General features: G+C 40.4%; 25 protein-coding genes. 16 read left to right on the top strand and 9 right to left on the bottom strand.

The window, feature by feature from the left end; translation table 11 throughout:
- Positions 1-4: 4 nt before the first annotated feature.
- Positions 5-553, top strand: a complete 549-nt coding sequence (locus tag DWZ33_RS07560) for a manganese efflux pump MntP (protein WP_022939188.1) — start codon at positions 5-7, stop codon at positions 551-553.
- 20 nt (positions 554-573) lie between these two features.
- On the top strand, positions 574-1,833 hold the full coding sequence (locus DWZ33_RS07565) for a replication-associated recombination protein A (protein ID WP_118454375.1): 1,260 nt from the start codon (positions 574-576) through the stop codon (positions 1,831-1,833).
- 24 nt (positions 1,834-1,857) lie between these two features.
- On the opposite strand, the gene DWZ33_RS07570 is transcribed toward DWZ33_RS07565, so the two are convergent.
- The gene (locus DWZ33_RS07570) at positions 1,858-2,973 is read right to left on the bottom strand and encodes a helix-turn-helix domain-containing protein (RefSeq protein ID WP_182425572.1); all 1,116 of its coding nucleotides are present in this window, start codon (positions 2,971-2,973) and stop codon (positions 1,858-1,860) included.
- An 88-nt stretch (positions 2,974-3,061) separates the two neighbouring features.
- A complete protein-coding gene (locus tag DWZ33_RS07575; RefSeq protein ID WP_022939194.1) occupies positions 3,062-4,615 on the bottom strand; it encodes a BglG family transcription antiterminator in 1,554 nt (517 codons plus the stop codon).
- Between the two features lie 136 nt (positions 4,616-4,751).
- Between DWZ33_RS07575 and DWZ33_RS07580 the strand changes: the two genes are divergently transcribed.
- The 10 genes from DWZ33_RS07580 to DWZ33_RS07625 are packed head-to-tail and all read left to right on the top strand — an operon-like array spanning position 4,752 to position 12,133.
- Positions 4,752-5,474 (top strand): ribulose-phosphate 3-epimerase, encoded by a 723-nt coding sequence (locus DWZ33_RS07580; protein ID WP_022939195.1) that lies wholly within the window; start codon positions 4,752-4,754, stop codon positions 5,472-5,474.
- 3 nt (positions 5,475-5,477) lie between these two features.
- A complete protein-coding gene (locus DWZ33_RS07585; RefSeq protein ID WP_022939196.1) occupies positions 5,478-5,951 on the top strand; it encodes a PTS sugar transporter subunit IIA in 474 nt (157 codons plus the stop codon).
- Positions 5,952-5,953: 2 nt separating this feature from the next.
- Entirely contained in the window at positions 5,954-7,075 is a 1,122-nt protein-coding gene (locus tag DWZ33_RS07590; protein ID WP_022939197.1) for a PTS fructose transporter subunit IIC, read from the top strand.
- 11 nt (positions 7,076-7,086) lie between these two features.
- Entirely contained in the window at positions 7,087-7,407 is a 321-nt protein-coding gene (locus tag DWZ33_RS07595) for a PTS fructose transporter subunit IIB (RefSeq protein ID WP_022939198.1), read from the top strand.
- 12 nt (positions 7,408-7,419) lie between these two features.
- Positions 7,420-8,142, top strand: a complete 723-nt coding sequence (locus tag DWZ33_RS07600) for a ribulose-phosphate 3-epimerase (RefSeq protein WP_022939199.1) — start codon at positions 7,420-7,422, stop codon at positions 8,140-8,142.
- Positions 8,111-8,911 carry an HAD-IIB family hydrolase gene (locus tag DWZ33_RS07605; protein ID WP_118454377.1) on the top strand — a complete coding sequence of 267 codons (801 nt, stop codon included), beginning with the start codon at positions 8,111-8,113 and terminating at the stop codon, positions 8,909-8,911. The genes DWZ33_RS07600 and DWZ33_RS07605 overlap by 32 nt, the downstream gene beginning before the upstream one ends.
- 47 nt (positions 8,912-8,958) lie before the next feature.
- Positions 8,959-10,095 (top strand): iron-containing alcohol dehydrogenase, encoded by a 1,137-nt coding sequence (locus DWZ33_RS07610; RefSeq protein ID WP_118454378.1) that lies wholly within the window; start codon positions 8,959-8,961, stop codon positions 10,093-10,095.
- Between the two features lies 1 nt (position 10,096).
- Positions 10,097-10,705, top strand: coding sequence for a YitT family protein (locus DWZ33_RS07615; RefSeq protein WP_022939202.1), 609 nt, complete (start codon positions 10,097-10,099; stop codon positions 10,703-10,705).
- Positions 10,698-11,153 (top strand): heme-binding protein, encoded by a 456-nt coding sequence (locus DWZ33_RS07620; RefSeq protein WP_118454379.1) that lies wholly within the window; start codon positions 10,698-10,700, stop codon positions 11,151-11,153. The genes DWZ33_RS07615 and DWZ33_RS07620 overlap by 8 nt, the downstream gene beginning before the upstream one ends.
- On the top strand, positions 11,153-12,133 hold the full coding sequence (locus DWZ33_RS07625; protein ID WP_118454380.1) for an NAD(P)-dependent oxidoreductase: 981 nt from the start codon (positions 11,153-11,155) through the stop codon (positions 12,131-12,133). Before DWZ33_RS07620 ends, DWZ33_RS07625 begins: the two co-directional genes overlap by 1 nt.
- A 34-nt stretch (positions 12,134-12,167) precedes the next feature.
- Here the strand turns inward: DWZ33_RS07625 and DWZ33_RS07630 are convergent, their stop codons facing one another.
- From DWZ33_RS07630 to DWZ33_RS07650, 5 genes are read right to left on the bottom strand one after another with little or no spacing between them, the layout of a single operon-like run.
- The gene (locus DWZ33_RS07630; RefSeq protein WP_022939205.1) at positions 12,168-12,494 is read right to left on the bottom strand and encodes a hypothetical protein; all 327 of its coding nucleotides are present in this window, start codon (positions 12,492-12,494) and stop codon (positions 12,168-12,170) included.
- A 41-nt stretch (positions 12,495-12,535) separates the two neighbouring features.
- On the bottom strand, positions 12,536-12,997 hold the full coding sequence (locus DWZ33_RS07635) for a hypothetical protein (RefSeq protein WP_118454381.1): 462 nt from the start codon (positions 12,995-12,997) through the stop codon (positions 12,536-12,538).
- The gene (locus DWZ33_RS07640) at positions 12,994-14,271 is read right to left on the bottom strand and encodes an ABC transporter permease (RefSeq protein WP_022939207.1); all 1,278 of its coding nucleotides are present in this window, start codon (positions 14,269-14,271) and stop codon (positions 12,994-12,996) included. The genes DWZ33_RS07635 and DWZ33_RS07640 overlap by 4 nt, the downstream gene beginning before the upstream one ends.
- Positions 14,255-15,175, bottom strand: a complete 921-nt coding sequence (locus DWZ33_RS07645) for an ABC transporter ATP-binding protein (protein WP_118454382.1) — start codon at positions 15,173-15,175, stop codon at positions 14,255-14,257. The genes DWZ33_RS07640 and DWZ33_RS07645 overlap by 17 nt, the downstream gene beginning before the upstream one ends.
- On the bottom strand, positions 15,147-15,497 hold the full coding sequence (locus tag DWZ33_RS07650; RefSeq protein WP_118454383.1) for a hypothetical protein: 351 nt from the start codon (positions 15,495-15,497) through the stop codon (positions 15,147-15,149). The genes DWZ33_RS07645 and DWZ33_RS07650 overlap by 29 nt, the downstream gene beginning before the upstream one ends.
- A gap of 119 nt (positions 15,498-15,616) precedes the next feature.
- Between DWZ33_RS07650 and DWZ33_RS07655 the strand changes: the two genes are divergently transcribed.
- The 4 genes from DWZ33_RS07655 to DWZ33_RS07665 all read left to right on the top strand — a co-directional run bounded on the left by DWZ33_RS07655 (position 15,617) and on the right by DWZ33_RS07665 (position 17,759).
- A complete protein-coding gene (locus DWZ33_RS07655) occupies positions 15,617-16,489 on the top strand; it encodes a DMT family transporter (protein WP_022939210.1) in 873 nt (290 codons plus the stop codon).
- A 314-nt stretch (positions 16,490-16,803) separates the two neighbouring features.
- A complete protein-coding gene (locus DWZ33_RS07660; RefSeq protein ID WP_147352875.1) occupies positions 16,804-17,001 on the top strand; it encodes a hypothetical protein in 198 nt (65 codons plus the stop codon).
- A gap of 248 nt (positions 17,002-17,249) precedes the next feature.
- The gene (locus DWZ33_RS18130) at positions 17,250-17,342 is read left to right on the top strand and encodes a Fic family protein (protein ID WP_276330532.1); all 93 of its coding nucleotides are present in this window, start codon (positions 17,250-17,252) and stop codon (positions 17,340-17,342) included.
- A 12-nt stretch (positions 17,343-17,354) separates the two neighbouring features.
- Complete coding sequence (locus tag DWZ33_RS07665; RefSeq protein ID WP_220452410.1) at positions 17,355-17,759, top strand: HTH domain-containing protein; 405 nt, start codon at positions 17,355-17,357, stop codon at positions 17,757-17,759.
- A 31-nt stretch (positions 17,760-17,790) separates the two neighbouring features.
- On the opposite strand, the gene DWZ33_RS07670 is transcribed toward DWZ33_RS07665, so the two are convergent.
- Both DWZ33_RS07670 and DWZ33_RS07675 read right to left on the bottom strand, forming a co-directional pair.
- The gene (locus DWZ33_RS07670) at positions 17,791-19,254 is read right to left on the bottom strand and encodes a sulfatase (protein WP_118454385.1); all 1,464 of its coding nucleotides are present in this window, start codon (positions 19,252-19,254) and stop codon (positions 17,791-17,793) included.
- Positions 19,255-19,266: 12 nt separating this feature from the next.
- Entirely contained in the window at positions 19,267-19,671 is a 405-nt protein-coding gene (locus DWZ33_RS07675; RefSeq protein WP_022939214.1) for a PTS sugar transporter subunit IIA, read from the bottom strand.
- Position 19,672: the final 1 nt, after the last annotated feature.

The following is a 19,672-nucleotide window of genomic DNA, read 5'->3' on the forward strand; positions in this document are numbered from 1 at the left end:
ACCTATGTCTTCTTTTGATTTATTATTACTGGGTCTGGCTTTAGCGATGGATGCCTTTGCGGTATCAATTGCCAAGGGCATGGTTATCCGGCGATACTTATTGCCTAACGCGTTTAAAATTGCGTTCTTTTTCGCATTCTTTCAAGGCTTGATGCCTTTTTTAGGCTTTATGTTTGGCTGTATTTTTGATGAAAGACTGACAGCTGTATCCCACTTGCTCTCATTCTTAATTTTAACCTTTTTAGGCATCCAAATGATCCGCAGCCATGAGGAACCCGATGACTGTCTGGATATTAAAAATATTCTGGTGCTTGCGGTTGCCACCAGTCTTGACGCGATGGCTGCCGGTTTAAGTCTTGCCTTTTTAGAAGTTGACATTATCATTGCTATCCTCTATATTATGGCCGTAACCTTCTGCCTCTGCTTCGCAGGTGCTATATTAGGGAAGAAATTGAATAAAATCTTAAAGAATAAGGCAACGATGTTTGGCGGTTTATTGCTGATTTTTATCGGTATAAAAATAATTATCGACCAAATCAGCAGTTTGGGGTAAAATAGGTTCAGGTGATCCTAATGAACGAACCTTTAGCTTTTCGCATGCGGCCAACAACCATTGATGAAATTGTCGGTCAGCAGCATCTTTTAGGTAAAAATGGTGTAATTCGACGCTGCATTGAACAGAAGCGTCTTTTTTCAATGATTTTTTATGGGCCGCCGGGCTGCGGCAAAACAACGCTGGCAATGGTGCTCGCCAATGAATTACAGCTGCCTTATCGATTATTTAATGCCGTTACCGGTAATAAGAAAGAGCTGGAAATTATTTTCAATGAAGCTAAATTCTCACCGGGTCTGGTTGTTATTATCGATGAGGTTCATCGCTTAAATAAAGATAAACAGGATCTGCTGCTGCCGCATGTTGAAAATGGATTGATCACGCTGATTGGCGCTACGACTTCCAATCCATTATTCGCAATTAATCCGGCAATCCGCTCACGCACCCATCTTTTTGAGATAAAATCAAATACCGTAGAGGATATCAGCGCCGCTTTGATGAATGCCATTCATTCACCCAAAGGACTTAATGACTCCGTTACTATCACTGATCCGGCATTAACAATTATTGCCCGTCATGCCAATGGCGATATCCGCTATGCGCTGAATATTCTTGAAATCTGCGCGCTGGCGTGTGAAACCGGCGAGATTAATGAAGCTTTAGTTGGACAATACAGCCAATTCCCCAACATAGGTTTCGATAAGGGAGACGATGGCCATTACGATGCCGTCAGCGCCTTTCAAAAGGCGATCCGCGGCAGTGATGTTGATGCTGCTCTCTATTATCTTGGCCGGTTGATTATGGCTGGTGACATGGATTCGATTGAGCGGCGGTTATTGGTGATTGCTTATGAGGATATCGGATTAGGCAATCCCGCGGCGGTAGCAAGAGTGATTAACGCCATTGATGCCGCTAAACGAGTGGGTTTCCCTGAAGGAAGGATACCGTTGAGTGTTGCTATTATCGATTTATGCTTATCACCAAAATCTAAATCGGCAGAAGCCGCTATCGATCAGGTAATGTCTGAATTAGAGCGGCAGCCATTGCCAGTCCCTGATTACCTGAAATTTACACCGGTAAATCTGGCAGCTGATAAAAAATATCCTTATGATCGGCCAGATCTTTGGAATAGAATACAATATCTGCCGGATAAAATTGCCGGTATGCAGTTTTATCATCCACAGTTATCCGGTACCTATGAACAAACACTGGCAAATAATTATGAAAAGCTGAAAAAGCAGCCGCGTTCGAATCGGCTGGATCTATTAAAGAAAAAATAAAGATGGCACAGTACAGCCATCTTTTTACTTTATGCCTATAACCTGTTCACTTCCCAATTCAGATTCCCTGCGTTTGATTTTATAAAACCAAACGATACTCAAGCCGTCAAGCAGCAGCAATATTGTCGAAATCAGAGGCTGTCCCTGTTGGCTTTTAGTCACCGGATCTTTTTTATACACGCTTCGCACTTCATCATTAAAGCCAATTATGCCGCGGTATTCAATCAAACGATCGATTGATTCAATTGCCTTATCTAAACCGGTTGGGTCAATGACCTTTAAATCATTTGAATAGGCAATATCTAAATCATAGACATAAAGCAGCCATTGATATTGATCTTTAAAAGTATCATAGCTTTGCTGAGTGTCAAATGTAACCGTATCTACGCGATTTACAGCTGCCCGATACAGTCCAAAACAGCTGCTAAGTATTACTGTAAAGATAATAAGCAGTTGGGTCATCGAATGCTTGATCGTTTGTTTGCTTATACTGATTTGCACAGTATTCATTAACAGTAAAACAAACATACTGATCGTAACTAGAATCGGCAGCCATCGTATATAATCGCTGAATGTTAGATATACATAAGGAACCGTGTCATGAGCTATCAGCTTTTGAAGCAGTAAATTGGCGCACGGCATGACTAACAGCTGTGTTATCACCCATAGAGAACATACATTAAATAAACCAGTTGATGCCTGTTTACGGCTGATCTGATAGGCTTGTGAGCGCTGATAAATCCGCAGAGCTATAACCAAGGCAAATAAATCAAAAATTAATTTTATCGCATAGGGTATGGAGAAATGATGAAGATAGAAATAAATGCCGTAAAACAGCAGTGTTCCGCCAATAAGCAGACAATAAGCAAACAGCAAGTAATCCTTATAATTTCCCATTAATAGCGTCTTCGTCATTATTTCATTTGGGATTGCGTTTTGATTCTTTTGATTCAGCAGTTCATCAAGCTTCATATCATATATTTCAGCAAGTCTTACCAGCGTTACAATATCCGGCAATGTTCTGCCAGTTTCCCATTGACTGATTGTTTTATTTGAAATATGCAGCTTATCCGCCAGCTGCTGCTGAGTCAGGTTGGCATTTTTACGCAAATAGACTAAACGTTCGTTCAGCTTCTCCATCATTGATCCCTCCTTCTACCTTCATTGTAACTGAAAAAGCCTAGTCTTTTGCTCTATAAATAAAAGAATTTATCAATTAATTACAGAATCAGCTTTCAAAGTTAAATGGCTTGCCTGTATATTTCTTAAAATCTTTGACGATCCGTTTGAAATTCTCCCGTTCATAAATTTCTAAAATCCTGCCATTGATAAACGCCAGTTCCTTTTCCCTTGGCAGCTTGGAGATTGTCAGCAAATGATCACTGGTTGTTTGCATCGGCACCGTCGTGAGAATCAAATCATAATCACGCAAATCATCATTGCCCTCAACTTGATAAGGAATGATTTTCAAGATACTGATGCAGGGTATCTTTTTCAGCAAGATAGAAAATAGCGTTTTATATTCAAAACTATTGCAGTCATGAATTACGACTGTACGCAGACTGACTTTGTTCTTTTCAATACAGTAATCAATGATATAAGTCAGATTATGGATAAAACGGTTTGTATAAGTAATCTTATAGTAATTCATTGAAACAGCTAAAATCTCCTTGGCAACTTCTTTAATGACATAAAAGTTCAAATGCGAGAGGGCATAATAATCATCGCGTGTCGGGTTATTATCACGGACATTGTAGATTGCTTCCCGCATGATCAATGAATTATAATCATTCTTGAATTCATTTAGAGAACTTTCATTTAAAGCAAAGTGCTGTTTCAGACAGTGCGTCACTTCATCGATGCAAGATTCAGGCATCTTTAATAATGGCACGGTAATTTTATCCACATGTTCATGATTTGTAGTAGCTACCGATAGCAGAAGAACAAAAAGATAGATTCGCTCATCCTGCGGCAATGTGATTTTGAATAAATCCTCAGCCAGCGTGTTCATATAATTAAGATATGGCTTCATTTCAGCTGTATTAATTAATTTCAGTTTATTCTCAGTCATTGTTACAAAATGACTTTCACTGATCCGCACAATTGCCACTAAAATGAAGATTCTCAAGAAATTACGATCATACTTGGATATAAATAAATCATATTGCTTAACAATTTGCGTGATGAATTGTTTTACATCATCAAAAGGGATACGATCAGTATATGCTTTAAGGATTTGGGTAAGATCCAGGGGACATTGATCATCAGCAGCATTCATTGACTCCGCAATCAGATGCGCAATTGCCAGCCGCAGCCGTTTCTCCCCATAATAAATCTTCAGTCCGTTTTTGCGTGATACTAACAGATCGATGTGATATACATTCAGCCAAGCTTTGGCAGCTTCAATAATTGGTTTAATCGAAGAACGGGAAATATGAAAGTAAACTTCTAAATCAGAAATATACAGTTCACTTTGTTTGACCATCAGCAAATATAACAGAAAATAGAGCTTTTCATCCTTGGAAGGCTCTTCTTTTTCTTCATAGATAATCATTGACCCAATCGATAGTTTTTTCTCAGCTACTTCATTAATAAAATATCCCTTACCCCGAACACATAAAAGCTCGCACTGCTTTTCTTCACAAATACGTTTTACTTGCCCCATATAAGTTTTAACACTGCGGCTGGAAATCATTAACTTATCCGCAAGGGCTTGAGATGTAATATATTCATTGCTTTCACATAAGATTTTAAATATTTTTAACGTTAACAGCTGTTCCATAAGATCCCTCTCTTTCTTTAAGTCTACAATTTCACTTGAGCTAGTGCAAGGTTTTGTACATATATTTCCTTGTAAAGCGTTTTCAGTCATTGTAAATTAAAAATGTAGATAGCGCTATTACAAATGGAGGGTTGGTATGAAACACATTAAAATTGCAGCCGGAATGGCTGACTCTTTCGATTTTGGTTACGTTAACCGCAATATGAAAGAAGCATTAGATGCCGGAGCCGATATCTGTCACGCGGATGCCGCTGACATGATTGATTTAAAAAATCAACAGCTGATTGGGGGACATCTGATTATCAAAGCAGTTCGCAGTATTACCGATAAAGAAATAGAATGTCATTTATATGCAAAGGAATGTGACCGGCTCTTTATTGAAAAAATTGCCAATGCCGGCTGTACGATGCTGATTATACCGGCGGAGAATTTTCTTGGAGCACCGCTTGCCTATATTATTAACTGGTGTCATGAATTCAATATGAAGGTTGGGTTAACTATTGGCTGTTATACACCGCTGTGTTTTGTGGATGAAGCCATCTATGATATTGATCGTCTGCATATCGTGATTCACGGAGCTGGAACTCCGCCTGCGGGTGAAACTACTTGGGCTTGGCGCCGCAGTGCTCTGCAGCTTGTGAAAAAGGCCCGCAAAATGATCGATGAATGCAACCCCGCTTGTGAATTAGCGGTTGATGGCGGTATCCGGCCGCATAATCTTGATCCGATTGTGGCCTGTAACCCAGATGTATTAATCTTCTCAACGGCGCTTTATGAAGATCCTGAAGGAATCAGCGCCGGCGTAAGAAAGTGCCGAGTAGCGATTGATGATGCCGTTAAGCGTTATGGATTGGAGTAAATTATGAAATTAACTGATGTAACTAATGAAAAGCTTGTCATGATCGATACGGAGTTTAATTCCAAGGAGGAATGTATCGATGCCTTGTGTGAGCGTTTGGCACAGGCAGGCAAAATTAAAAATATTGATGATTTTAAACAGGCAGTCCGTGAACGTGAGGATTTATGTTCTACTTATTGCACCATGGAAATTGCCATCCCGCACGGTATTACCAGCACCGTACTTTCTTCTTCATTATGCTTCTTAAAAAATAAGCAGTGTTTTGACTGGGACGGTGATGGTGAAACACCTGTGCGTTATCTTTTCCTGATTGCAGTCAGCGGTGATAATCACACGGGTGAAAATAATGAGCATATGGCAATTCTTTCAAAGATTGCGACGCTTACCATTGAGGATGATTTCCGAGCGGCGCTGGCTGATCTGAAATCTGCCGATGAATTTATTAATCTATTAAACGGGATAGAAAAGGAGAATTAAAAATGGCTGTAAATAATAATGATTTAGACCTGGATTTTGAAGTTGAAGTCGGCGGTTCTAATGAAACCCAAAAAGAAAGTCTGAAAGATATGTTTAAAGATCCGTTCTCGCATATGCGAACCGGTATTTCCTACATGCTGCCCTTTATCATGCTGGGTGGTATTCTCAAAGCTCTTGGTATTTTGATTCGGGTCTTCCCTGATGTTGAGTTCTTCAATATGTGTACAACCTTGGGAAGTGTGGGTATGAATTTCTTCGTACCATTCTTTGGTGCTTATATTGCCTACTCAATTGCCGATAAACCGGGGCTGGCGCCTGGCTTTGTCTGCTCCTACATTGCTAATTCAAATGGTTCTGGTTATTTAGGTGCATTGATTTCTGGTTTTATGGTTGGTTATCTGACCTTATTCCTTGTGAAAGCAATTCGTCCAAGTAAAATGTTCCAACAGATTTGGTCAATGTTTGCGCCGGTAATTGCCTGTCTGATTGTTGGTGTCTTCCTGCTGGCTGTATTGACTGGCCCGATTTCAGCATTTACTTCATGGGCTGCCGCAGGTCTGTCTAATCTTGATTCTTCACAGGGTGCTGTATTGGGTGCCATCATGGGTGTGCTTGATGGTATTGATTACGGCGGCCCGATATCTAAAATTGCTTCTACTATTGCCGGTGCTGCCTTCTCTGAAGGAATTACGACTTTCTATGGTGCCCGCATTTCCGCGATCATGGTGCCGCCTTTAGGTCTGATGATTGCCAGTATGATCAAGCCTCGCTTATTTACAAAGAGTGAACGTGAATATTCTAAATCAGGAATCCTGCTGACTTTTATCGGCGGTTATACTGAATTAGCACTGCCAATTGTATTAAATGATATTATCCGCTGTACCATTGCCAGCTTCTGTGGTGTTGTAACAGCTTCAACGATTGGCGGTTTCTTTGGCCAAACATTATCTGTACCGGCGATGGGTCTGCCGTCTTGGTTCTTTGTCGGCAACATTCCAGCCTATATTCTCTCGATTGTTGCTGGTACGACTGTTACTTGTGTATTGATCATTCTATTAAAGACTTTCTGGAAACGCAAAGACTTTGATCCAGATGCCGAAGATGAAATGATGTCTGTTCTATAAGGAGGAACGTTATGAAATTAGTTGTTGTCACTGCCTGTCTGGCAGGTGTTGCTCATAGTAAAATGGTAGCTGCCGCACTAAAGAAAGAAGCTGAGGCGCGTGGCCATGAATGCTTTACTGAAATGCAGGGAGGTTATAATATGACCGACCGTTTATCTAAGGATGTATGTCAAGCAGCTGACGTTGTCATTTTCGCGCACGCAATTGCGGTTGCCAATGCTGACCGTTTTAATGGCAAGCCAATTATTAAAGTACCGATTGATAAGGCAATCCGTAATATTCCAGCATTGATGGATAAGGCTGAAGAAGTATATGCTCAGCAGCAGAAATAGAAGGGATGAACAATGAAACATATTAAAATTGCCGCCGGTATGGCCGGCAGCTTCGATTATGGCAATGTATGCTTAAATATGAAAGAAGCATTAGACGCAGGTGCTGATATTTGTCATTCAGATGCGGCTGATATGCTTGATTTAAGAAATTTGCAGCTCGTGGGCGGACACTTAATTATTAAGGCCGTCCGCAGTATTACTGATAAAGAAATAGAATGTCACTTATATGCCCAAGAATGCGATCGCTTATTTATTGAAAAAATCGCGGCAGCCGGTGCTACAATGCTGATTCTGCCGGTGGAGAACTTTATTGGTGCGCCTTTGGCTTACATTATTAATTGGTGTCATGAATTTAATATGAAAATCGGTCTGACGATTGGCTGCTATACACCCTTATGCTTTGTTGATGAAGCTATTTATGATATTGACCGCCTGCATATTGTGATTCATGGTGCCGGTCAGCCGCCAGCGGGTGAAAAGACTTGGGCATGGCGTCGCAGTGCATTAAATCTTGTGAAGAATGCACGCAAAATGATTGATGAATGCAATCCTGCCTGTGAATTAGCCGTTGACGGCGGTATCCGTGTCAATAATCTGGCACCGATCGTAGAATGTAATCCAGATGTATTGATTTTCTCAACCGCGTTATATCAAGACCCTGACGGTATTGCTGCCGCTGTTAAAAAGGTGCGCAAGGCCATCGATGAAGCGGCTTGCCAGTTTAACCTTGAATAGACCGCAAGCTTTGTTTCTTGATATCGACGGCACACTCTACAACAAACAGAGTCACAGTATATCTGATCTTACGATGTACGCACTTCATGAGCTAAAAAACAATGGCGTACAGATTATTTTGAATACAGCCCGTTCAGCTCAGGAAGCAGCCTGTCTGCCCGCTTCTCTGATTGAGTTAGCAAATGGCCTGCTGCTTTTGTCTGGTTCAATTATCGATTTATGCGGAAAACGGCAAATTACATTAATTGAACCATCAGCATTAAAGCAATTACTCGCTTATATTAATGAAAAACAATTAAGCTATCGCTTTGTTGATGCGGATGAACACGATTATTTGACTCATGATGATGAAATAATCAAACAGGGCTTTATTCGCAATTATAACTGGGTACCCGATATCAAGGCTTATGAGCAGGAAGCTTTGATTCAGCTGTTAGTCTTTCTGGATGATCCAAAACAAGGCAATGAGCTGAATGAAATAGTCCCTGATTTATCATATGTAAAGCTGCCAAAGGTTTGTGAGATCACCCCAAAAGGCTGTGATAAAGGGGCGGCACTGCGTAAGGCCTGTGAATTATTAGAAATCGATTTATCCCAGGCTGCCGCAGTGGGCGACGGCGCTAGTGACATTCCCATGTTTGAAGCCGTATACGGTATCGCGATGGGTAACAGTCAGGAAAGTGTAAAAGCTAAAGCTGATTTCATCGCTGAATCGATCACTGATGATGGCTTCTATAAGGCGGTTAAACGTTTGAATTGGATTGAATAAAGCTGTCTCATTGAGACAGCTTCTTACTTAAAAATGGAGGTTATACAATGAAATTTACACATAATCAACCAACCAAAATTCATTTTGGTGTCGATGAATTTGAAAAACTAGGTGAATTAGCTGGACAATATGGAAAACGCTGTTTGCTGGTAATGCAGACAGATAATCCAACTTTTGAAAAGCTGGCAAACAATACACAGGAACAATTAAGAAAACAAGGCTTTACCGTACAGATCTTTGATCAAGTTCGGCCCAATCCTACTGAAATGGATATTTTAAAAGGCATTCAGCTTGCCCATGAATTTAATCCTGACTGCATAGCTGCGATAGGCGGCGGCAGTGTAATTGACAGCGCTAAAGTAATTGCTTATTACGCAATAGATGGCAATGCTGACTGGCAAGCTTTTTACGATTCAAACTATAAGTTTAAGAGTCAGCCATCATTCAAATCTAATGTTGTACCTTTAATCACAATACCTACTACCGCCGGAACAGGCTCCAATGTAACCCAGGCAGCCGTTATCAGTGATATGAACAATAAAAAAACAACGGTATTCCGTCAGGAATTCTTTGCGAAAGAAACAATTATTGATCCTAAGCTTACGCTAAGCCTGCCAGCTTCACTGACCGCTTCCACAGGCTTTGATGCCTTCTGTCACCTTGCGGAATCATACTATAACGGACAGTTTTCACCGCTGTGTGAACAAATGGCATTAACTGGACTGAAAATTATCGGTGAAGTTCTGCCTAAATTAATGAGTGAAAACAAGATTGAATATCGTGAACAAATGGCTTTAGCGGATCTATATGCCGGTATCTGTCTGTCTAACGGCGGCGGCAACGCTCCGCATTTCTATGGTGAAATTATTTCTTCCCGAGCTTACAAGGTAAATCATGGCTGTTCACTTGCCATTACTTTCCCGCATTTCGCAAAAATTGCTTATAATGAACGGATGAAAACAATCATTGATTGTGTGAAGCCCAACGGTTCCGCAAATGAAAACGGCGAAGATGCTTATGAAATCATGATTCAATTTCTCGCGTCAATCAAACTGCCTACCTCATTAAAAGATTATTCGCTGGATGCGGAAGCATTAGAAAATATTCGCCATGATTATGAAAATCAAACACGCTTTGAAATGAATGAAAGAGAGCAGCGATTGATAGCGTCAATCTTGAACTGATATGAAACGAGTGCTTATTGAATTTATCCGCATCGCGGCCTCTTCTCTGCTGATTGCCATTGCTGTTAACATCTTTTTCTCTCAACATTCACTGGCACCCGGCGGACTGACCGGCCTGGCGATTATTATTTCCAACTTTCTACAGCTGCCAACTTCATTAGTTACGCTTTCGATTACCGGACCGCTTTTAATCTGTTCCGCGATCTTCTTAGGCCGCGGATTTGGAATTAAAGTATTATTTGCTGCCTTAATGTCACCCTTTTTAATCAGTCAGGTACCGCATCTAAGTATCCCTTATATTACTGATAACATTTATGTATGCGCGGTATTAGGAGCATGCTGTGTCGGTACAGCCATCGGTAACTGCCTTCAAGTAGGAGCCGCAACCGGCGGCACTGATACATTGAGTCTATTGATTCAAAAGGTACTGAAAGGTGTGCCTTTAAGAGTGATTATGTTCTGTATTGACGGCTCAATCATTCTATTCAGCGGCTTGCTTACGAAGAACCTGATGACTTCGATCTTATCAGGCGGTTCATTGCTGATCATTATTACGATCGTTTCATTTATGACTAAAAATACTTCTGAAGGAGGAATTACTAATGGATAAGAGCTGTTTAAATGAAGAAAATGCGGTTTTTGACTGTTTTACAGCTGACATGGCTTTTGCGCTGGGTACTTTTTTCTATAAGTATGCGAAAGCACATCAAATTGATTTATGTGCTGATATTTATGCCAACGGCAGAACGCTCTTTCATTTCAGCACTGATCATTGTACTGCTGATAAGGATAATTGGCTGCGCCGTAAGCGGAATACGGTCTTACACTTCGCGCATTCAACCCAATTCATGTATACTAAATGTAAGGGAGATGAAAATCTGCTGGCCAGTAAATACGGGTGTTCGCTGCATGATATGACCTTAACTCCTGGTGCTTTCCCCATCCTTGTGAAAAAGGTAGGCTGCATCGGCGCTGTCGCCGTCTCCGGTTTGAAGCCTGAGGAGGATCATCAGCTGATTTTAAAAGGTTTAGAAACACTTTTAGGAGGGAATGATTGATGAAAATTTTATCTATTAATGCAAGTGATCGTGATATTAAATATCTGACAAAGCTAAATGATCAGGAATTTCATTTCGATTTAACTATTCTTCATGAAGACTTGAATGAAGAAAATGCGGGTCTGCTTACTGATGTTTTTGCCGTCATTACCAACAATTTAGGGGTACGCCCATGCGGGCATGAATTCTTTTCCTTGATGCAGCGATATAACGTGCATTATCTGATCACTAAATCAACCGGTTATGATCACATTCAGATTGATTTAGCTAAACAATATGGTGTTCATGTCGCAAATGTACGAGCCTATTCACCCAACGCTATCAGTGAATTAACTGTAGCCTTAGCCTTGGCAATGAATCGAAATTTATTTGAAATTGCTGATCTAGGCAAAGGCGGCTATTTTCCTAAACGGCCAACCTTATTTACAGAGATCCGCGACAGTGTAGTCGGAGTTATCGGCACCGGTGCAATTGGTGCTGAAACTGCCAAAGCCTTTATGGGCTTAGGTGCTGATGTAATTGTTTATGACAAATATCCAAGAGCTGATCTGAATAATGTTTCATTAGATGTGGTCATTGCCCGCAGTGATATTTTATGCCTGCATCTGCCCTATTTTCCGGATCAAAACTATCACTTTATGAATGCCGAGTGTTTGAAGCAAATGAAAAAGGGCAGTATTTTAATCAATACCGCCCGCGGTGAATTGGCTGACATTGACGCGATTGCCGACGCGATTGAAAGCGGCCAGCTTGGCGGTTATGCCTGCGATGTAATTGAAAACGAAAAAAACCTTTTTGGTAAACAAGCCGCTGAAATTGATGATCCAAAAATCAAGCGTCTGATCGCCTTGTTTCCAAAAGTAATCATAACCCCGCATATTGCCGGTTTAACGGTACATGCTAAAGAAGCACTGGCCCGTACAGCCTTGCAGAACTGCCTTGATTTTCAAGCCGGTGAATGCAAGAATCAAATTATATAAATAAAGCCCATCACACGACGGGCTTTTTTAATGGTTAAAACCAAAAATAAACAACTACGCAATTGACCAGCAACGGCCAAATCAGATACAGACATTGTTTGCCAGTCAGCTTCAGCTTTTTGCTTTGTTCCTTATTTTTAACTTCATCAAGAGCCTTTGCTTCCATTTTATCGCTCAGCTCATCCTGAAATTTATTTAATTTATATTTAGGCCGCTGACTGTCACTGCGTAAAGTCACAAGCAGCAGAACCAAAACACCGCCAAGCCAAAACATACTTAAATCAATCTTAGTGACATAAGCAAAAACATTCAGTCCTAAAATAACCGCAACATAGATCAGATAGCCCAGACGTTTGTTCATAATATCCCTCCAGCTATCTATCATTCTATCATGTTTAGCCTTTATTTTACCAGATTCTTTAAACTAAACTTTTCATATAACAAAGTCGCAGCCAGCATAACAGTCATGAAAAGAACTGAAGGTGTCACATTGACACGGGCGATAATATTTAATTCAATCAATGCGATTAATACCAAAAGCTCACACCGCAGGGTCATCAAACCATAAAGAATACGCTCCTTTTTATAGTAGCGGGTCAAGGAATCCATAGGATAAGCTTCCAGCCGCCGGTCAATGTATTTACTGGCTTTCAGCCATTGCGTAAAACCATATATCAAAAGCGTAACAGCTAGGAAAAATACCAGCAAGTAGCGGCTGCCGCTTAAAATCGTATGTCCCCGCTGATCTTTTAATAAAGCGACGGTATCCGGCATCGACTGCCAGCCAGTAAGCAGCATCAATATCAATAGACTAAGCAGAATCAAACTTACTAATTCCAGTGTTTTCATTCCTTTTCGATTCATGATTTCTCCTTTCCGGGATGATCAAGGATCCCTTTAATAACACCCAGCGCCCCCTTGCTTGAATAATCAAGAACACCGCGCTGATACACAGCACTGCCCTTTTTCACAACGAAGAATATGGCACTAAACGATATCATATAAGACAGCATTAACTCAAACATTGATACATTTTGAATCAGCAGCCGGCAGGGCATAAATAACATTGAGAAAAAAGGCAGGAAGGATAAAATAAAGCCAATGCCTTCACTCATCTGATAAGGAGTATTCACCGATAAAGCAAAATAATACACACCCATCAAAATCAGATAAAAGGGCGCCTGAATGTTGCCGGCTTCTTCAACATTGGCTATAAAGCTGGACAGAATCACTAAAATCATTTGAATAAACAAAATCCCTGTATATAAGAAAGCCAGAATAAAGAGCAGCTTTAAAATGAAAGAGGGCTCTAAATGAATCTGTCCCAACAATTCCGCAAAGGTTTTACAGCCGTTATTCAAAAGACCCGCCTTTTCAATGAACAGCAGCAGCTGATTCCCCTGATCGAAACTATTGCGGATGATAAACCAAAGCAGCAGATATCCGCATACCAACAGCATCTGGATAAAAATCGCCAGCCAACCAACCACCATCTTCGATAAAAAATGCGCTTTGGCACTGACTGATGTAAGAATCAGCTCTAATGTTTTCGTCGATTTTTCATAGATAACTTCATTCGCAACCGTTGTGGAAAAGCTCAGCATTGTGAAATAAATTGAAGTAATAACCATAAAAATCAAGTTTTGACGGTCTTCTGAAACTTCAATCCCCTCATTCTGCACTTGATTCTCAATCAGAATCGGTGACATAATACTCTCAAATTCTTCACTGCTTGTAACTAAAGACAATAAGGCCAGCGTCTGATGCGTCTGTGAAAGCAATGCTGACAGTGAATGAACCAACAGACTGTCAGCCTTATAAAGTGTATGCAGGATGTATCCCTGCTGATACTCCAGCACCATCGCCCGATTATCTTCTGTGATCAAGTGTTTAGGATCTTCCTCACTGACAATAAATTTCAAACCGCTCTGTTCACTTTCAAACAAGCTGTCAACAATCCGCTCATCAAGATTGCATAAATAGATCACTCGTTCCTCAAAAAGCTGAGGATTAATCAAATCAACCAGCTTATCAGCGAAAAAGGCGGCACCCAATACCAGACAAAGCATCACATTCAATAAGATCGTTGCCGTATTCACAAAACGACGTTTCAATGAGAATTTAACCAGCTCGCCCATCTAATGCCTCCCTGATTAAATCCTGCAAAGCCACTGTCTCACAGCGAAAATCAGTAATCTTATTACGCAGACACTTGCGTGTCAAGCGGTCTGCGGCCTGCTGGCTTTCAACTTTAAGCGTTGTCCAATTGCCTTCTCTGCTGACACTGATGACACCTGCCTCATCAATAAAATCGCCCGCGCAGTCATTGCACAGTGAAAAGATGCGGAATGCGCTTCGCTGTTTTAATTGCTGAAGATTGCCTTTAAATAAACAATCACCCTGTGATAAATAAACAACATCATCGCATAGATCTTCAATGTTATTGTACTGATGGGATGAGATCAGAATCGTTTTACCCTGCTGCTTCAATTTCAGACACAGATTTTTAAACAAAATCACATTATCCAGATCGAGTCCGTTTAACGGTTCATCAAATATCAAAATCTTCGGATCATGAATCAGCGAACAAATAACCTGTACCTTTTGCTGGTTGCCCTTTGATAATTCAATGATTCGCTGTGAACGATATTGTTCAATTTTTAATTCTGCCAGCCATTGATCCAAAGCCATTTCAATTTCTAAACGCTCCATCCGTTTCAATCGAGCGAGATAGGCAATCTGATCCTTTACGCTCAAATCTCTAAGCATACTGCGCTCCTCCGGCAGATAACCAAATAATCGTTTATCCTGATGATCCAGCTCTTGTTTGCCATAAAAAATATGCCCGCTGTTTTTTTCAATCAAGCCAAGCAGCATGCGAAACGTTGTAGTCTTGCCTGAACCATTTGTACCCAAAATACCGATAATATGCCCGGCCTTGGCAGTAAAGGATAAATCGCATACACCCCTTTTCTCGCCATAAAGCTTACTGACATGATCCAAACGCAGTGTTTCAGCCTTGCTGATCTTTTTCATTCTCATCAATCAATACCTGTATGTGTGTCAGCTGATCTTTAAGCAGTACCAATGCCTTGCAGATGGATGAACGAGCGGCAGCATCATTAATAAATTCAATCATCGCTGTCTTAATAATTAACTTCATCTCATCCTCCTGTTCAATCAAGCTTAAAAGGTCATTGGATGAGCCTTGGTAATTGCTGTATTTTAATAAGGTAACAAATAATTCCTCCTGCATGATTAAATAAAGCATTGCCATCATTTCCCAGCATTCATCATCATTCAATAAATCTTTAACCTCTTCTTTAATCTGATGTTTAAACTGCCAAAGCTTACTCTCCTCCATACAACGCCTCCTAGTTCTATATACGCGCTGTAAGCTCTTATCTTTAAATTTAATTTTATTTTTTACTTTCCAATAACCGCTATTTATGAGAAAATAGGAACAGTTTTGGGAGGATCATAATGAATACACAAACAAAAGCGAAACTTTGTCTATTATCAACCGCTGTAATCTGGGGACTGGGCTTTGTCGGTGTCCAAGGTGCGCTTGATGCTGGCTGGCAGGCTTTCCCCTTGCTGTTTATGCGCGGCTTGATCGGCGGTCTGGTTTTATTTCCTTTTTCAATAAAAAATAAATGGTGGAAGAATAAAGATTTATTATTAAGCGGCGCTGTTACGGGTTTAATGTATTTTTTAGGCTTTGCGTTTCAAACTCTGGGCCAGCAAAGCTCAACAGTTGCCAATTCAGCATTTTTAACTGCTTTAAATGTAATTTTTGTTCCTTTACTGCTTTTTATCATTTTTAAACAAAAAGTTGAACGCAGGGTTTTTATCGGTTGCTGCTTTGCATTAGTAGGTACTGCCGTACTTTCTCTTACTTCCGCATTAACAATCATGCCTGGTGATTTATTGCTGATTCTGGGCGCTGTTTTCTTTGCTCTTCAAATCATATTTGCTAATCGTGCAGCCCAGTTTGGTGATCCGGTTGCCATTACCGCCATCCAGCTCTTTATGATGGCAATCTGTTCTATTATTTTTATGCCGATCACTGCACAGACCGAAATTCCTCATGTCGGCTGGTTCTCAGTCTTGTTTGTCGCTATCTTCAGCAGTGCATTGGCTGTTCTCCTGCAGATGAAGGGTCAGCAGCATGTACCGGCATCAACGGCTACGATTTTGCTGTCACAGGAATCAACCGTCGGCACTTTGGCTGGTGTTGTCATACTCGGCCAGCCGCTGACCATCCGTATTGTCATCGGCGGCTGCCTGATGCTGACCTCGGTATTTGTCTCGGAAGGTATATTTGAAAATCTATTCAAGAAGAAAGCGGCTTAGTTCGCTTTTTTTGCGTAATAATTCTAACAATTGGTTCGTATTTATTGCTCTAAGCCTAGCGGCGGCAAAATTCTCATCTGATGCCTAACTGAACTTACATGCCATCTTATTAATCTATTCCGCATCATTGATTATATTTAGCTGTTCAGCAATTATCATATAATGTTATTTTACGAAATTTTTAGAGATAGGACATTTATATATTGACGGAATGACATATTTAAGTGAGAATTAAGTTAGAAATCATCACTGTATTAATGATTAGTTATTATGCTTATTGTTAATTTAAGGTTTGTCATCAAAAGGAGTTGATTATGATGTATTTTTTAAGTGGAGTTATAGCTTTAGTAGGTGCTGCTTTAGTTATTTGCCTTGCATCTTTATCCCCTAATGGTCTTTCGGGCGGAACCATGTATAGTAACAGCCTTCCTTTAAATTACGGAGGATTAATGGCAATCGTCTTGTTTCTGCTTTCTTTATACTGTTTTTATAAACATAATAAAGAGGAATAATAACACTCACTTTTGAAAATCTATTCAAGAAGAAAACGGCTTAGTTCGCTTTTAAGCATGCCTGCTTCAAAATTGCTAATACTTAATGTTAATTAATTTATACAGATAATTAAATGGGGGTACTGCAATGTCTGAACAATATGAGCCGCCCTTTACAATGAATGAAGAAATTACGACTTTAGTAATTGAAATTGGTGAGCTTGCCGGCATCTCACTTTAACCGAGACACTATCATCGAATCTTAAATTATGCACCCATTAATCAAATCTTGTATTTTTCACTATGAATTTGAATTTATCTATCCTTTTTCTGATGGCAATGGCAGAACCGGACGTCTTTAGCATTCATTGATTTTGCAAAAATGGAAAACGTTTTTTGCATGGCTGCCAATTGAAACCCTGATTTTCCAACAGCAAGAAGGATATTACTATGCGCTTAATGCTGCTAATACAGCCGGTGAATCAACTGTTTTTGTTGAACTTATGCTGAATATTATTAAAGCCGCGCTTATTGAATTTAAAACAGAGGAAGATGTCGGTATAAATGTCGGTGTAAATGTCGGAACAAATGAAGAAAAAATTCTTCTATTGTTGAGGCATGATCCTAAATTAACAGCTGACCGGCTTGCTGAACAGCTGGCTCTAACAAAACGGCAAATTGAACGGCTGCTTGCCCGTTTAAAAGCTGAAGGCAAAATCCAACGCGTTGGAGCCACTAAAAACGGCAGCTGGCACGTATCTGATGCTAAGCCAAAATAAAACCTCCCAGATCAAAACCGGGAGGTTTATGTTATTTATCCAGACCTAAACGCAGCCATTGTTCATCTGGTGCGAAATGCTCGCTCATCGCTTTGCTTAATTTCTGTTCCATAGCTTTAATAAGCGTTCCATCAGAAATTGAATGAAGCTGCTTCGGATCACTTTCAATATCATATAAAGCATCCTGTTTCAGATATTGATTATCGCTGACAATTGCATTCTTAACTGCCGGAACTTTATACACCGGCAGATCTACATCTTTCATGAAGTGTCCGCATTCAATCTTTTCCGCAATCTCTTTTCCCAGCCAATTGCGTATCGTGGTCAGTGAAGTCGTATATTCAAAACAGCAGTCATCACGTCTTGGTGCTCTGAAATAAGTATATCTGCCATCAAACAGATTGACACTTAATCCATGACAGCCGTAGAGTGCATACTCTTTAACCGGCTTTTTTTCGTTAATCAGCGGCCATAATGATTTACCTGTTACCCGTTCTGGAATATCAACTTTATGATATTCTAAAATGGTTGGCATTAAATCAATATTCTGCGTGATTTCATTACGGTGTTCGCCCGCATGCTCATGCTTTGGCAAATGAATAATTAAGGGTATATTGGATAATTCATTATAGTACGGCATATAATTCTTACCGATAAATTCACGCTCACCAAGACAATAGCCATGGTCAGTTGTCAAGATAATCATGGTATCCTCATACATGCCTGCCGCTTTGAGCTTATCAATAAATAATCCCAGATTTTTATCCGTCATGGTAATCAGTGCCTTATATCGATGTTTCAGATGCTCCATAGCCTCTTCTGTTTCTTCATCGATTTTATGATACTTAGGCAAATCAAAATGCGGGCCATCATAATCATCATGGTATAAATCAAGATATTCCCTTGGTACGTCAAAAGGCTCATGTGGATCAAAGGTTTCTACCATCAGGAAGAAATCATCACTGTCCTGGTTGGCATCTACCCAATCCATCGCAGCCTTAAAGCATTTCACACTTGGATAATCCGCTTCGCCTTTCAGCTTCGTGCGGTTGCATTCATACTGACGTTTAACCTCACCGAAGAAATCCTTCGGCATCTTAGGATCGTCAATCAGGGAAACCCATGGATCGCTCTCCTGACCGCGGAAGAACTCATACGTTGAAAATTGCTGACAGTAATTCTCACCGCCGATTCTGAAGTAGTGGGCATGATCAGTAATCATATGCGAACGTATACCTTTATTACTTAAAGTTTTAGGCAATGTTTCATCGAATATCTCAATCGGCCCCCAGCTGCGGTCAAGGAAATTTAAACGGCCGCACATTATATCACGCCGTGCCGGCATACATGGCATAGAACCGGTAAAATGCTTATCGAAAACAATTGAATCGGCAGCCAGCGCATCCATATTGGGCGTCTTTACATCCGTATCCGGATTGTAGCATGACAGCATATCTCTTCTTAATGTATCATGCAGAATCATAATTGTACGCATAATTTCCCCCTTTTACTCATCGTCATCATTTTCTGACTGCTGATAAGTATTCATATAAATTAACTGATTCCGTGCTTCTGCCACAATATCTGCCACCTGTGCCGCGGTCAGTCTGCCTTCCGGCTGCAGCGCCAAGGTTAAAGCCAACGGCAGATTCATGCCGCAGATAACATGTACATGATCATTCATTCTGCCAAAGAATTTCTGATTCACACTGCCGCCCAGCATATCCGTTAAAATAAAGATTTCATCTTCTTCATCAAATTCATTAAACAGCTTATCAATCTGATCTTCAATCAATGTCTCATCGATATAAGCACTGATGGCAGATACATTTTCCATGGCGCTTAGAAACTGTAAAGTATCCTTCAGTCCATCTGCCATTTGATGATGTGACGCTAATACAATTCTTCGCATA

Source organism: Dielma fastidiosa, from assembly GCF_003475485.1.
Taxonomy (GTDB): domain Bacteria; phylum Bacillota_I; class Bacilli_A; order Erysipelotrichales; family Erysipelotrichaceae; genus Dielma; species Dielma fastidiosa.

Excerpts from the sequence above, each read along its gene's own strand:
- DWZ33_RS07560 (WP_022939188.1), top strand. The coding sequence starts at position 5 with ATGTCTTCTTTTGATTTATTATTACTGGGTCTGGCTTTAGCGATGGAT.
- DWZ33_RS07565 (WP_118454375.1), top strand. The coding sequence starts at position 574 with ATGAACGAACCTTTAGCTTTTCGCATGCGGCCAACAACCATTGATGAA.
- DWZ33_RS07570 (WP_182425572.1), bottom strand. The coding sequence starts at position 2,973 with ATGGAGAAGCTGAACGAACGTTTAGTCTATTTGCGTAAAAATGCCAAC.
- DWZ33_RS07575 (WP_022939194.1), bottom strand. The coding sequence starts at position 4,615 with ATGGAACAGCTGTTAACGTTAAAAATATTTAAAATCTTATGTGAAAGC.
- DWZ33_RS07580 (WP_022939195.1), top strand. The coding sequence starts at position 4,752 with ATGAAACACATTAAAATTGCAGCCGGAATGGCTGACTCTTTCGATTTT.
- DWZ33_RS07585 (WP_022939196.1), top strand. The coding sequence starts at position 5,478 with ATGAAATTAACTGATGTAACTAATGAAAAGCTTGTCATGATCGATACG.
- DWZ33_RS07590 (WP_022939197.1), top strand. The coding sequence starts at position 5,954 with ATGGCTGTAAATAATAATGATTTAGACCTGGATTTTGAAGTTGAAGTC.
- DWZ33_RS07595 (WP_022939198.1), top strand. The coding sequence starts at position 7,087 with ATGAAATTAGTTGTTGTCACTGCCTGTCTGGCAGGTGTTGCTCATAGT.
- DWZ33_RS07600 (WP_022939199.1), top strand. The coding sequence starts at position 7,420 with ATGAAACATATTAAAATTGCCGCCGGTATGGCCGGCAGCTTCGATTAT.
- DWZ33_RS07605 (WP_118454377.1), top strand. The coding sequence starts at position 8,111 with ATGAAGCGGCTTGCCAGTTTAACCTTGAATAGACCGCAAGCTTTGTTT.
- DWZ33_RS07610 (WP_118454378.1), top strand. The coding sequence starts at position 8,959 with ATGAAATTTACACATAATCAACCAACCAAAATTCATTTTGGTGTCGAT.
- DWZ33_RS07615 (WP_022939202.1), top strand. The coding sequence starts at position 10,097 with ATGAAACGAGTGCTTATTGAATTTATCCGCATCGCGGCCTCTTCTCTG.
- DWZ33_RS07620 (WP_118454379.1), top strand. The coding sequence starts at position 10,698 with ATGGATAAGAGCTGTTTAAATGAAGAAAATGCGGTTTTTGACTGTTTT.
- DWZ33_RS07625 (WP_118454380.1), top strand. The coding sequence starts at position 11,153 with ATGAAAATTTTATCTATTAATGCAAGTGATCGTGATATTAAATATCTG.
- DWZ33_RS07630 (WP_022939205.1), bottom strand. The coding sequence starts at position 12,494 with ATGAACAAACGTCTGGGCTATCTGATCTATGTTGCGGTTATTTTAGGA.
- DWZ33_RS07635 (WP_118454381.1), bottom strand. The coding sequence starts at position 12,997 with ATGAATCGAAAAGGAATGAAAACACTGGAATTAGTAAGTTTGATTCTG.
- DWZ33_RS07640 (WP_022939207.1), bottom strand. The coding sequence starts at position 14,271 with ATGGGCGAGCTGGTTAAATTCTCATTGAAACGTCGTTTTGTGAATACG.
- DWZ33_RS07645 (WP_118454382.1), bottom strand. The coding sequence starts at position 15,175 with ATGAGAATGAAAAAGATCAGCAAGGCTGAAACACTGCGTTTGGATCAT.
- DWZ33_RS07650 (WP_118454383.1), bottom strand. The coding sequence starts at position 15,497 with ATGGAGGAGAGTAAGCTTTGGCAGTTTAAACATCAGATTAAAGAAGAG.
- DWZ33_RS07655 (WP_022939210.1), top strand. The coding sequence starts at position 15,617 with ATGAATACACAAACAAAAGCGAAACTTTGTCTATTATCAACCGCTGTA.
- DWZ33_RS07660 (WP_147352875.1), top strand. The coding sequence starts at position 16,804 with ATGATGTATTTTTTAAGTGGAGTTATAGCTTTAGTAGGTGCTGCTTTA.
- DWZ33_RS18130 (WP_276330532.1), top strand. The coding sequence starts at position 17,250 with ATGCACCCATTAATCAAATCTTGTATTTTTCACTATGAATTTGAATTT.
- DWZ33_RS07670 (WP_118454385.1), bottom strand. The coding sequence starts at position 19,254 with ATGCGTACAATTATGATTCTGCATGATACATTAAGAAGAGATATGCTG.
- DWZ33_RS07675 (WP_022939214.1), bottom strand. The coding sequence starts at position 19,671 with ATGCGAAGAATTGTATTAGCGTCACATCATCAAATGGCAGATGGACTG.